13 protein-coding genes and 1 tRNA gene are annotated in these 13,347 nt (G+C 36.9%); all 14 read left to right on the top strand.

All coding sequences use genetic code 11. The features are described 5' to 3' along the window. Positions 1-6: 6 nt before the first annotated feature. The 14 genes from IGK81_RS06545 to IGK81_RS06480 all read left to right on the top strand — a co-directional run bounded on the left by IGK81_RS06545 (position 7) and on the right by IGK81_RS06480 (position 13,341). Entirely contained in the window at positions 7-264 is a 258-nt protein-coding gene (locus tag IGK81_RS06545; RefSeq protein WP_010737598.1) for a DUF3343 domain-containing protein, read from the top strand. 12 nt (positions 265-276) lie between these two features. Continuing rightward, on the top strand, positions 277-2,172 hold the full coding sequence (gene selB, locus IGK81_RS06540; protein ID WP_034697995.1) for a selenocysteine-specific translation elongation factor: 1,896 nt from the start codon (positions 277-279) through the stop codon (positions 2,170-2,172). A 1-nt stretch (position 2,173) separates the two neighbouring features. Next, a complete protein-coding gene (locus IGK81_RS06535) occupies positions 2,174-3,298 on the top strand; it encodes an aminotransferase class V-fold PLP-dependent enzyme (RefSeq protein WP_034697992.1) in 1,125 nt (374 codons plus the stop codon). 14 nt (positions 3,299-3,312) lie between these two features. Then, a complete protein-coding gene (gene selA / locus IGK81_RS06530; RefSeq protein ID WP_034697989.1) occupies positions 3,313-4,713 on the top strand; it encodes an L-seryl-tRNA(Sec) selenium transferase in 1,401 nt (466 codons plus the stop codon). Next, positions 4,710-5,210 carry a CD3072 family TudS-related putative desulfidase gene (locus IGK81_RS06525; RefSeq protein WP_034697986.1) on the top strand — a complete coding sequence of 167 codons (501 nt, stop codon included), beginning with the start codon at positions 4,710-4,712 and terminating at the stop codon, positions 5,208-5,210. Before selA ends, IGK81_RS06525 begins: the two co-directional genes overlap by 4 nt. After that, a complete protein-coding gene (locus IGK81_RS06520; protein WP_010737592.1) occupies positions 5,203-5,745 on the top strand; it encodes a CD3073 family putative ECF transporter S component in 543 nt (180 codons plus the stop codon). The genes IGK81_RS06525 and IGK81_RS06520 overlap by 8 nt, the downstream gene beginning before the upstream one ends. 110 nt (positions 5,746-5,855) lie before the next feature. Then, positions 5,856-5,952 (top strand) — tRNA-Sec (locus IGK81_RS06515). 424 nt (positions 5,953-6,376) lie between these two features. Next, on the top strand, positions 6,377-7,255 hold the full coding sequence (locus IGK81_RS06510; RefSeq protein WP_051641753.1) for a methionine ABC transporter ATP-binding protein: 879 nt from the start codon (positions 6,377-6,379) through the stop codon (positions 7,253-7,255). Continuing rightward, positions 7,248-7,901: a methionine ABC transporter permease gene (locus IGK81_RS06505; RefSeq protein WP_010719143.1), complete on the top strand. Its 654-nt coding sequence runs from the start codon at positions 7,248-7,250 to the stop codon at positions 7,899-7,901. Before IGK81_RS06510 ends, IGK81_RS06505 begins: the two co-directional genes overlap by 8 nt. Positions 7,902-7,913: 12 nt before the next feature. Beyond that, the gene (locus IGK81_RS06500) at positions 7,914-8,762 is read left to right on the top strand and encodes a MetQ/NlpA family ABC transporter substrate-binding protein (RefSeq protein WP_034697983.1); all 849 of its coding nucleotides are present in this window, start codon (positions 7,914-7,916) and stop codon (positions 8,760-8,762) included. A 240-nt stretch (positions 8,763-9,002) separates the two neighbouring features. Beyond that, a complete protein-coding gene (locus IGK81_RS06495) occupies positions 9,003-9,635 on the top strand; it encodes a PepSY domain-containing protein (RefSeq protein ID WP_034697980.1) in 633 nt (210 codons plus the stop codon). A 75-nt stretch (positions 9,636-9,710) separates the two neighbouring features. Further along, the gene (locus IGK81_RS06490) at positions 9,711-10,643 is read left to right on the top strand and encodes a dihydroorotate oxidase (RefSeq protein ID WP_034697978.1); all 933 of its coding nucleotides are present in this window, start codon (positions 9,711-9,713) and stop codon (positions 10,641-10,643) included. Positions 10,644-10,968: 325 nt separating this feature from the next. Continuing rightward, complete coding sequence (locus IGK81_RS06485) at positions 10,969-12,417, top strand: amidase (protein WP_034697976.1); 1,449 nt, start codon at positions 10,969-10,971, stop codon at positions 12,415-12,417. Positions 12,418-12,651: 234 nt separating this feature from the next. After that, on the top strand, positions 12,652-13,341 hold the full coding sequence (locus tag IGK81_RS06480; protein ID WP_034697974.1) for a hypothetical protein: 690 nt from the start codon (positions 12,652-12,654) through the stop codon (positions 13,339-13,341). The last annotated feature ends 6 nt before the right edge of the window (positions 13,342-13,347 follow it).

Below are 13,347 nucleotides of genomic sequence, written 5' to 3'. Positions count from 1 at the left end.
TAAACAATGAAGTCATATGGAGTGGTATTATTTCATTCGACACGTGAAGCAATGAGAGCTGAGCTGATGTGCCAATCAGCTAAACTATCTGTAAGAATCATTCCTACACCCGAAAAAATATATCTTAGCTGTGGTTTTTCTTTAAAATTTCCGCTAGAAGCTGAAAATCAGATACGTCATATTTTAGCTAAAAATAATGTGTCATCAGAAGGTTTTTATAAAGCGCTTCAAGTTGGATTGGATGTAACGTATTACTTATTATAAGGGGTAAAAGAAATGGCAAATATTGTAATTGGAACAGCTGGGCATATTGATCATGGAAAAACAACATTGATCAAAGCGCTGACTGGAATAGATACTGACACAACAAAAGAAGAAAAAAAAAGGGGCATGTCGATTAATCTAGGATTTGCTTACTTAAATTTACCAAATCAACAACGTGTGGGTTTCGTAGATGTTCCTGGCCATGAAAAATTTATTAAAAATATGGTTGCTGGACTACCTGGTCTTAATCTTATTTTATTAGTCATTGATGCTAGTGAAGGAATCATGCCTCAAACAAAAGAGCATATTGATATTTTGAATTTATTAGGAATCCACCATTTTTTAATTGTATTAACAAAAATTGATACGATTGATGCTGAATTGAAAGAACTAGTCATCGAAGATATACGTGATCAATTACTTCACACGCCTTTAGAAAAAACGGAAATAATTGAAACCGATGCCATTAGCGGAAAAGGGATCAAACAATTACTAAAAAAAATCGAAGCCTACACGGAGCAAACATCAGAACAAGTAAGTAGTGGAACACCAAGGTTAAATATCGATCGGGTTTTCAGTGTAAAAGGCTTCGGTACAGTAGTTACAGGCACTTTGCTGGAAGGGGAACTAACCGTTGGAGAAAACTGCTATCTCTATCCAAATAAGCGAAAAGTTCGGATAAGAAATCTTCAGGTACATGAAAATAATGTTCAAAAAGCATATGCTGGACAACGAACTGCCATCAATTTAGCAAACATTACCCGTGAAGAAGTCATGCGAGGGGATGTTTTATCAACCGCGGATTCTTTAGAGGAAAGCTGGATGTTGGATGTTAAGGTATCTTGTTTGGCAGGAACGGATGGGGGAATTAGTCTATGGGATCGGGTAAGAGTGCTGATCGGAACAAAAGAAGTAATGGCTCGTACTGTTCCATTAGGATTAGATTGGATTGGACCAAACGAAGAAGGCTTTTTGCAGTTACGATTAGAAGAAAAAGTTTCTGTAAAAGAAAAAGATCGTTTTATTCTACGCTCTTATTCACCCATGCATACGATTGCTGGAGGCGAAGTCTTAAACGCCGTTCCAAAAAAACATCGCCGATTCAAGCAGGCGATTTTAGAAAGCTTAAAAGCAAAAGAAAATGGCAATCTAAACAGTATGATAATTGATTTTATGTTAAATAAGAAACAGCCATTTACAGTAGAAAAAGAATTGTTGGCCTATCTGGGTGTCCCTCTTGATCAACTAAGCCATTCATTAGAAGAACTACAGGATAAAAGTCAAATCTTCTTTACCTCTTGTGGTTTTTTACTTTATGAAAGATATCAACAATTAGCAGGAAAAGCACAAAAGATCTTAGAAGAGTATCACAAAAAATATCGTCTACGGGATGGTATGCCTTTAGAAGAATTTCGATCTAAAATACGAAATGGCTTGACCGAAAAAGAAGTTTACGTCTTGATTCAATTATTAATAAAATTCAATGTAATCAAAGAACAACAGAAACGATTATCTGTTTATGATTTTCAAGTACAATTTAATAGCTATCAGCAAGTCGCCAAACAAAAAATTGAACGTTACCTAGAAAACAGTGGTTATATGCCGATAAAAAAAGAAAAGTTAGCCCTTTTAGACAAAAATGCTGAAGAAGTATTGGAAGCTTTAGATGCCACCAGCGCTGTTTTTTTAACCCACGAATATGTTCTGTCAGGAAAGATTTACCAGCAAGCTATTCAACAAATCCAGACTTATATCAAGAAAAACAAGAAAATGACACTGGCTGATTTTCGTGATATGACAAACTCGAGCCGAAAAGCTTCCATGCTTATTCTAGAATCAATCGATAAACTCGGCATCACGAAACGAGTAGAAAATTATCGGATTTTAGGGAAACAAGAAGGAGACTAGTATGACTATTTATTTAGATAATGCAGCTACGACAGTCCAAAAGCCGGTTTGTATGAAACAAACAATGCTGGATGTGCTTGAAAGTGAGAGGTATGGCAACCCAGCTCGTGGCGCTCATAGCTATTCTATTCGTGCTTATCAATTAATAGAAATGGCAAGAGATACACTAAAAAGTTTTTTTCATACCGGGGATTTATATGAAATTATTTTTTCTGGAAGTGTGACTATTGCTCTTAATGCAGTATTAAAAGGGTTCATTCAAGCTGGTGATCATGTATTGACCACAAGTTGGGAACACAATTCCGTGCTGCGACCACTCTATCAATTAGAAAAACTAGGCGTTTCCTACGACATTATCAGTAGTCATCCGATCACTGGACAGTTGAATTATGAAGAATTTACTGAAAAATTAAACGCAAAAACCAAAGTAGTGGTCTGCAATCATGCAAGTAATGTGACAGGGAATCTTTTAGATATTGAATGGATAAAACGTTTTTGCCACAAACATCAGCTGTATTTAATCTTAGATATTTCTCAAACAGCTGGTCATCTACCAATTGACTTAAGTGATGGGAAGGTCGCAGCGGCTTGTTTCACTGGACACAAAGCGTTACATGGACCACAAGGAACTGGGGGCATCTGTATTCACAAAAAACTGAAACTTACACCGATAATAACTGGTGGTGATGGTATGAAGTCCTTCTCTAAGGAGCAGCCGGATGAATTGCCAGCAATGTTGGAGGCTGGGACAGCAAATGTGCCAGGAATTGCTGGATTAGCAGCCAGTGTAGGTTGGCTAATGTCCCAAGAGACACCATCATTGGGAAACTACTTCTACCAAGAAGCGACGAAGATTTCAGAATTAACGTTTTATGGAGATTTCACGAAAGAGCATATAGACGTTTTTTCGTTGAATATCAGATCTGCAGAATCAGCTTTAATCAGTGACATTCTGTGGGAAGAGTTTGGCATTGCCACACGTTCAGGCTACCATTGTTCACCGCTAATACATCAAGATTTAGGAACTAAAAATACTGGAACTGTTCGAGTATCCTTATCCCGTTTTACAACAGAAGAAGAAATAGAAAAAACCATAAAGGCGTTGAGAATAATTGCAAAACGATAAAAAGCAGGTAAACGATGGCTAGAGAAATACAACGACGATTAGCAGATTTGCCTTCAGTGGATCGTTTATTAAAAACTCCTGAATTGCAAATATTAGAAAAGAAGTATTCTTACGGAGTAGTCAAACAACAGGTACAAAGTGTTTTAGAACAAACTAGAAAAACTGTTTTAAAAGAAGAAGTGTTACCTCCAGCGATTGAAGAACTCTGTATTCGAGTGATTGAAAAATTGAAACAACGAACATATTCGTTACAAAAAGTAATTAATGGGACAGGTACGATTCTGCATACAAATCTAGGACGTTCCTTACTTAGTAAGAAAATTGAGGAACAATTAAAGACAATAAGTTTTTCCTATTCAAATTTAGAAATGGATTTAACTAGTGGCAAGAGAGGTACCAGATACAATCATTTAACGCATATTCTAAAAAAACTTACTGGAGCAGAAGACGTCTTAGTGGTGAATAATAACGCAGCAGCTGTTATGTTAATTCTTGATACTTTGGCTACTGATAAAGAAGTATTGGTTTCTCGAGGGGAACTTGTTGAAATAGGAGGGTCCTTTCGTATCCCAGAGGTAATTACCGCAACAGGTGGGAAAATTAGAGAAGTAGGGACAACCAATAAAACGCATATTAGAGATTACCAACAGGCTTTGACTTCTGAAACTGGAGCGATTTTAAAAGTCCATACCAGTAATTATCGAATCATTGGATTTACAGAAACTCCTCACTTATCAGAGTTAGCTCTCTTAGCACAAAAACATCAAGTCCCGTTAATCAATGATCTGGGTAGCGGTCTACTCATTGACATGCGCCGCTTTGGCTTACCGTATGAACCGACTGTTCGAGAAGTAATCGAGCAAGGGTGTGATGTGGTCTCCTTTAGTGGAGATAAATTATTAGGCGGACCACAAGCCGGAATTATCGTAGGTAAAAAAACGTATATTCAGAGGATGAAAGAAAATCAACTACTGCGTGCATTAAGAGTCGATAAAATGACTCTAAGTGCATTAGAAGCAACTTTAGAACTTTATCTTGATGAAGAAGAAGCCATTCGCTCCTTACCAACTTTACAAATGCTATCGGATAAGATCGAAAATTGTTTGAATCGCGCACAAATATTAGCTGAAAAGTTAAAAAAAATCGAGCAACTCGAAGTCGCTATCGAAAAAGATTATAGTACGGTTGGTGGTGGAACGTATCCAGAAAGCTTATTACCTACCTATGCAGTAACAGTAAAAAGTAAGCGATGGCATGCGGAAGAGCTGCAACGAAGACTAAGAAAAGGAATTGTTCCAGTGATTAGTCGGGTAAAAAATGAGCGAAACTATTTAGATATGCGCACAATTTTTGAAGAAGAACTTCATCAGGTGTTCGTCAGTTTAGAAAAGATTTTTTGTGAGGAAATAACATGAAATTAAAGAGAGAATTTGTGGTTGTTTCACACTGCATCTTGAATCAACATGCGGTGATACCTGGATGGGAACGGGCTCGTGGTGCTTTTCCTTTGGCCATTTCTTTATTAAATCAAGGCGTTGCGTTGCTACAATTGCCTTGTCCTGAATTTTTGACCTTAGGAAAAGAGAGACCACCAATGACTTATCAAGAATATGTTGCTATACCAGGCTATCGTCAAAAATGTCAAAGTATGTTGCAACCAGTCATTCAACAAATCAAAGAGTATCAAGCGAATGATTATCGCTATTTGGGAATCATCGGGATCAATGAAAGTCCTAATTGTTCCATCTCAGCACAGCGAGGCGTACTAATGGAAGAGTATTTTGAATTATGTAAGAATCATGGGATTGTTAATCCTTATTTTGAAGTTCCAACTTGGTATACAGAAGAATCACAAGGCGATTTATATCAGAAATTAAAACTATTTTTAGAAGGAAAAGTAAACGATGAATAATAAAATGAAAATATTGACTTTATGTGCAATGGCCGTTGTTTTAAATGTTGTTTTAGGTGAGGCTGTTTCACTAATGAAAATCCCCTTATTATTTTTAGATACGATGGGAACGATTTATATTTCAACCAATTTTGGTATGAGTTATGGGGTAATGACTGGGATTGCCACTAATTTATTAATGGGGATCATCAGTGGACCGTTGGCTGTTCCTTTTGTATTCGTAAATATTGTTGTAGCAATTATCTGTTCTTTACTAGCGAAGAATGGATTTTCTTACAAAAAAGCGCTAATAGCAGGGGGACTATTAGCCGTTGTTTGTCCAATGATCGGTGCGCCGATCCGTTTAGCTTTATTTGGTGGTTTTACCGGTTCAGGAACGGACATCCTCATTTTTGCTTTCAAGGCTTCCGGTAAAGAAATGATCACTGCAACTTATTGGGCAACTGTTGCAGGAAATATTGTGGATAAGATGCTTTCTTGTTTACTCGTTGCTTGGTTTATGAAACGTTTACCGCAACGTATCCTAGTAAAATAAAAAGAGAACAACTAACAGATATTAAAGCTAGTCCAGTCTTTTATAACTACAAACATTCTAGCATTTGATATTGATTGAACAAACGAAAAATGTTAGAATGTTTTTATTAGGGGAGTGGATGGGTTCTGGTGTTCCCTCTGGTCTTCAAAACCAGTATGAGGAGTTAAGAGCTTCTTGGGTAGGTTCGATTCCTACACATTCCCGCCAATTGAATACATACAAAGCTAAAAACATAGATACAGAGCTGTTCTGTTGATGTTTTTAGCTTTATTTTTTTGTCGCCACTGCATTTCCACTGCATTTGATTATTTTTCGAGCTAGTTCATTGCTTGATCACTGTTTTCATCAAGTGTAAGAAAGGAACATTCTGCTTCTCTCTTTTTATCAATACTCATGTGATTAAAATCACATATTAGTCTCGACATGGCTATTTTTCCATGCTATATTTAATTCGAAAAGAAGAAATTAAAATATAGATGTGCGCATCTACTACATAAACAGACTTAATTATTAAGGATTTTTATCGTCTTTCTATTAATTCCCACATAGTTAAAGTTTTTATATGAATGCGCCGGAAAGGAATGAGAGCTTGATTTCATTTGAACACGTTTCAAAGTCTTTTGGAGGTACCATGATCCTAAATGATCTCAATTTATTTATACCAAAAGGTAAAATCTTTGGTATCATTGGACGAAGTGGTGCAGGAAAAAGTACAATGATTCGTTTAATAAACGGATTAGATCAACCAACAAAAGGTAAGATATCTCTATCAAAAGATGTGAAAAGCAGCACAATATTTCAACATTATGCCTTATTGCAGTCAAAAACTGTCGCTGATAACATTCGACTTGCTCTGAGATTTAGCAAAGTCAATAAGCAGGAATACGACAAAAGAATTGAAAACGTTTTACGTTATGTATCGATGATAGAGAAAAAAAGTACATATCCCTCCCATTTATCTGGTGGGCAGAAACAACGAGTGGGGATTGCTAGAGCGTTAGTAACGGAGCCTTCGCTTTTATTATGCGACGAAATTACTAGCGCTCTTGATCCAACCGCTAAAAAAAGTATTTTAAATTTGTTAAAAAAAGTGAATGAGGAACTAGGAACCACCATCATTTTGGTCACCCATGAAATGGAGGCGATAAAAGAAATTTGTGATGAAGTGGCTGTCATTGATTCAGGAAAAGTTATTGAACAGGCAACAACCAAAAAAATGTTTTTAAGCCCTCAAAGCAATTTAGTTCGTGAATTTTTAGCCGATATGATTTATCCTAAGTATCCAAAAAAAGAATCGATTTCCTTTAATTATGTCCTTTACTTCCTGATGAATGCCACAAATTATGCTCGTTTTCAAGAAAGTAAAATGGAGGGGACGGTCTATGATATCAAAACCATACATATTAGCGGAGAACGTTTTTTTGCGATGTATTTTCTAACAAATAAAATTCCTGATAATGAATTTATTGACCAACTAATTAGTTATGAGAAGGTGACCGTTGATGTTTGAAATACTTTCATCAGAGATCATTCTCAAAGCAACTTATGAATCGATTTATATGGTCAGTATTTCTTTGGTGTTTGCTATCGGCTTAGGAGTTCCTTTAGGCATACTATTAGCAGAGACCAGAAAACAAGGTGTTTTAGCTAATTCTCTTATGTACACGGTGTTACAGACGCTTATCAACATCTTGCGTTCAGTGCCATTTATCATTTTATTGGTGGCTATTTTGCCTTTTACTCGCTTAGTTGTTGGAACTTCCATTGGAACAACTGCTGCTATTGTCCCGTTAACGTTATATATTGTTCCTTTTATGGGCCGTTTAATCGAGCAAGCCATTCTAGAAATCCCTCCTACAATTATCGAATGTGCGAAAACATTAGGGGCAAACCGATTGGAAATCATTCTTTACTTTATTCTACCTGAAGCTCGACCGGCGATTATATTAGCCATTACTAATTCAATGATTGGACTAATTAATGCCTCTTCTATGGCGGGAACTGTTGGTGGAGGAGGAATCGGGGATTTAGCTATTTCCCAAGGCTATCAACGATTTAATAGTGGGATGATTGTTGTAACGGTAGTTATCTTAATTGTTTTAATAAACAGTATCCAATTTCTGGGAAATTATCTTTATCATAAAATTAAATATTAAGGAGTAAACTTCATGAAAAAAATAGTGACTATAGTCTGTCTGTTCGTATTGGTTCTCATTGGGGGTGGTTGTCATTCAAAAGATCAATCATCACATGCTCAAAAAAAACATGAAATTGTCATGGGGGTAACTGGAGGACCGTATAACGATTTATTTGATGATGCGATTGCACCTATATTAGAATCGGAAGGATATACGATTAAACGAATTGAATTTTCTCAATTTATCCAATCAAATACTGCCTTAGGTGAAGGAAAGATTGATGTAAATGTTGCTCAACACTCCGCTTATATGAATGTTTTCAATAAGGAGAATGGGACTGATTTAGTTCCTTTAGTTGCTACACCCTCTGTTCCGTGTAATTTGTACTCTTCCAAATATACAAGTAAAGAAGAGGTGAAAAAAGGAATGATGATTGGGATTCCCCAAGATCCGAGTAATGCAGCACGAGCCTATGCAGTTCTTGCTAAAGCTGGTTTTATTCAAGTGGATAAACAAGTGAAAAGTACCGACTTGACTGCAAAAGCAATTACAAATAACCCCTATCAGTTAAATATCAAAGAGATGGACACGAACACTTTACCACACGTGTTAGATGACCTTGATTTTGAAGTCATACCTGGAAGCACAGTTGAAGATGCAGGAATTCGAGAACAACTTCATTTGATCGAGCTAGAAAAAATGGTGCCTGAATTACAAATCGTAGCTGCTGTGACAAAAGAAAATGAAAAAACGGATTGGGCAAAAGCGATTAAGAAAGCCTACCAATCAGAAAAATTCCGTACATATATCAATAGTCATAATAAAGATAATTACTGGATCGTACCTGACATTTCTGAAACTGAGAATAGCAGCCAATAAAGATATTACATATTAGCAATTGAAAGGAAGCGTTGCGTTTTTACTTAAAACATGTTTTGCTTGTTCGTAGAAGCGGAGACAATTTTTTTCTTATTTTGATTTTTTAGACAAGACTGATTACTTTTTTAGTCTTGTCTTTTTTTGCTATTTAATGATTGATTTGTTCAAAAATGACAGAACAACTTTACTTGTGTATACTTAAATTAAAGTGATTTTTATTCAAGAAAGGAAATAAATTTTATGAAAACTAATGTTATTTTTTGTGGGCTATTTTCTTTACTATTGTTAGCAGGGTGTCAATCGAATCAGGCTACACCAGAATCAACGCCAGCGCCAGCGACTACGTCAACAAGTACTGGACAACAAGCAACTTCTTCAACCGAAGCATCAAATCAAACAATGAATTCTGGGACGAATGCAACAAAAGAGATCAAAGTATCTGCACAAAAAGCGATTGAGTTGTTTCAAAAAGAATATCCAAATGCAGCGATTACCAGTTTAGAATTAGATAGTAGTTGGGGAAGTTTCTTCTATAAAATTGATGGTGTTGATGATCAAAATGAATACGAAATGAAGATCAATGCAGCAAACGAAGAAATCCAAAAACAAAATCCTGAGCGTTTAGATCAAGATGAACAAAATGGACAGAAGAAACAAGAAGATGCTTTGGACACAAGTAAACTTCTAAGTATTGAAGAAGCAGCGAAAATCGCTGAAAAACAAGCGGGTGGGGGAACAGCCACTGACTGGGATCTTAGTAAGGAACTTAGTACCACTTACTGGGAAGTGAAAGTGAAAAACGGGAATAAGAGTACTCAAGTGAAACTCAATAGTCAAACGGGAGAAGTTTTAGCAACTGAAAATGATGATTAATTGTCTTGATCCTATTTGCTTTTGCTTGACTTGATGATAAACTAGAAAAAATGATTCATCAAAGGAGAGAATGACTTGACCTTAGAAACGACTTTTTTTAATCATACTTTTGCTAACCCTTTTATGAATGCCTCTGGTGTTCATTGCATGACAACGACAGAACTAGTTGAATTGGAACAATCCAATGCTGGCGCTTTTATCACAAAGAGTTGTACATTGAATGAACGTGCTGGAAATCCAGAACCCCGTTATTTCGATGTGCCTCTTGGAAGTATTAATTCCATGGGATTACCCAATCGAGGGTTTGATTATTACTTAGATTATGCATTGAACTATGAAAAACAGCAGACACAACCACTTTTTTTCTCTATTGCAGGTATGAGTGCAGCAGAAAATTTGGAAATGTTGACATTGATTGAAAAGAGTGACTTTCAAGGAATCACTGAATTGAATCTTTCTTGTCCCAATGTTCCTGGCAAACCACAGTTAGCCTATGATTTTGAGGCGACGGAAGATTTATTGCAACAAGTTTTTGCCCGTTTCACCAAACCATTAGGAATCAAATTGCCCCCATATTTTGATTTGGCGCATTTTGATCAAATGGCTGAAATTTTGAATCAATTTCCTTTAACTTATGTAAATTCTATTAATAGTATCGGCAATGGTTTGTATATCGATCCTCAAAAAGAAGCGGTCGTGATCAAACCTAAAGAGGGTTTCGGTGGACTTGGTGGAGAATATGTGAAACCAACCGCTTTAGCGAATGTCCGTGCTTTTTATACTCGCTTGAAACCAGAGATCAAAATTATTGGTACTGGAGGCATTCGAAATGGACAGGATGCTTTTGAACATTTATTATGTGGAGCAACTATGCTACAAATCGGTACCGAACTTCATAAAGAAGGACCAAAAATTTTTGATCGCATCACGAAAGAACTCGAACAGATCATGACAGAAAAAGGGTATCGAACCATCGATGAATTTAGAGGAAAACTAAAAACGATCTAATCGTTAACGATTCTCTAAGTGATGAAATAAAAGACAACAATAAAAAATAAGCCAAAGAATCCAAACATAGTTTCTCTTATTTTGGAAATCTTTGGCTTATTTTTATGCGATCCGGTGGTTTTAGAATAATAACTGGTGATTAGCTTTTAGTCTATTCGTTGGTTTGCCATGAATAGTACCTTAGCTATTAGGATTCAATAGGTGTATATAATTACTGATAATAGCACCACCGTTTCTAACATGAAGCGTAATCATTCTTTTTGTTTGTTGAATAGAAATATGAGAAAATGGCACAAAGGTATGACAAATAAAAGGAGGGATTTACTTGAAAGATGGCATGGAGATCGTGAAGGGTCTAAAAAAGAAGCAGTTCAGTTACAAGGAATTAGTCAAAGAGGTTAGCCAAAAGGTAGCAAAATTAAATCCAGAGTTAAATGCGTTCGTTACTTTTGAACCGAATCAACCGATTAAAGATGGGGCACCAATTCTAAAGGATGAACAGCCTTTAAGCGGCTTACCTTTCCCGTTGAAAATGTTAGGACAGGAAAAGCAAGGTTGGTTAGCTACATCAGGCTCAAAGCTTTTTCAAACTCATCGCTCATCTAGAAATTCAAATTTTGTTTCGCAAGTTGAAAAAATTGGTCTTATCCCACTTGGCCAAACAAATGCGCCAGAGTTTGGTTTTAAAAATATCACCGACCCACAACTTTATGGTCCAGCTAAAAATCCTTGGAATCTTGCGCATTCGCCAGGTGGTTCAAGTGGTGGGGCAGCAGCCGTTGTTGCTTCTGGCATTTTACCGATCGCTGGTGCTAGTGACGGTGGAGGATCAATTCGCATACCTGCTTCCTTTTGTGGTCTGATTGGCTTAAAACCTTCACGAGGAACGATGCCAGTTGGTCCTCATGCTTGGCGAGGTTGGCAAGGAGCAGCGATTGATTTTGGTTTGACCATTTCTATGAGAGACACCAAAGCTTTATTTGCAGGACTGCGAAGTATCCATTCAGGAGCGCCTTATCAAGTTTCGCCAGCGGAATGGCAAGAGCATCCACCAAAAAAACGGTTGAAAATCGCTGTTTGCACAGAATCACCGATCCACACAAAAATCAGCGATGAAGCACGACAAGCAGTGACCAATGCGGTGACATTTTTAGCACAAGAAGGCCATGAAATCATTGAAATCAATTACCCTCTTGATGGAAGAGCCTTGATTCAGTCTTATTATCAAATGAATGGAGCAGAAACAGCTAGTATGATTCACTCGATTGAATCTGGGTTAGGACGGTCGGTTGCTCAAAATGAACTTGAACCGATTTCTTGGGTACTACTAGAATACGGCAAGAAGGTTTCTGCAGCGAACTATATCCAGTCGCTTCATGTTTGGGATCATGCAGCAATCACAATGGAAGAACTATTTCAAACTGTTGATCTTTTTCTTTCACCGACAACAGCATTTACTGCTCCAGAAATTTCTACTGATCTTCAAAGCGATGAAATTCGGGCAAAAATGGCTGGAATCAACGAATGCAACGAACAAGAAAGTTTAGCAGTTATTTCTGAAATGTTTGAGGAAAGTTTAAAGATCACGCCTTACACCCAACTGGCAAATTTGACGGGACAACCAGCAATCAGTTTACCCACACATATTAGTGAGGAAGGTCTGCCTTTGGGTATCCAATTCATGGCTGCCAGAGGACGAGAAGACTTGCTCTTTCAAATTGGCGAAATCTTTGAAAATCATCAAAAATTCTATTTACCGCCAAGTTATCAATAATAGTCAGTTGAAGAAAAGCAGTTGGGACTAAGAAAAATTTAGACTCGACTGTTTTTTTCTGGCTGTCAGCTACCTCGTGACGATGTTTTGTCCCATTCATTTCGCAGGATTAAAGTGAACAAAAACTAATTCTAAATATTTTTAAGGAAACGATTCAAATAATAATTAACGATAGATTTTTTGTTGGATCTAAGGTAGAATGGATAGGCGAAAATATGTTCGGAGGTGGAGGGATTGAAAACTCCTTTAACGATCGAGATGGAAACTTCTCTTTATCAATACTGTATCGAACAAGGGGGCATTGTCGTAGAAGAGGTGACCATGCCTGACGACCATGGTATCGTAGATACATTAAGTTGTCTTACAAAGTTTGATGGTACAAGAGAGTGGCGTTGCTATGAGTTGAAAGTATCAAAAGCGGACTTTCGTTCCACTGCAAAATTATCGTTTGTCGGGAATTACAATTATTTTGTATTACCTCAAACACTTTTTGATGAAGTCAAAGCTGAAATCCCCACTGGTATCGGTGTTTTAGTTTATCGACCTTACGGGATAGCAGAAGAGATGCCAGCTTCTGGTACATTCATTATTGCTAAAAAAGCAATGAAGCAACCGTTAGCAGTGGCAGAAGAGGCGCTACTCAACCGTTTTATGGCTTCATTATTTAGAGAAGTAAGAAAAGCCAAACAGATGGAACGAGGCGTCAAATATTTTCCAACTGATCAGTTGTATAAAGAATTAAAAAAACGTTCAGATTCTCAAGATCCATTTGCCAAAGAGCGTTATTATGAACGATTTATTGAGGAAACAGAAAATCAAGCGATCCAAGATTTACAAGCAGAAATCAACGCTTTACAGCTAGATTATGAGAATCTTCGACAAAAGCAGCAAGTTAGACGCTTGCCAACAGAGCCATTGGAGTGAATAAGT

This window comes from Enterococcus sp. DIV0703, from assembly GCF_051711065.1.
GTDB lineage: Bacteria > Bacillota > Bacilli > Lactobacillales > Enterococcaceae > Enterococcus_B > Enterococcus_B hirae.
This window is presented reverse-complemented; position numbering and strand designations above follow the sequence as displayed.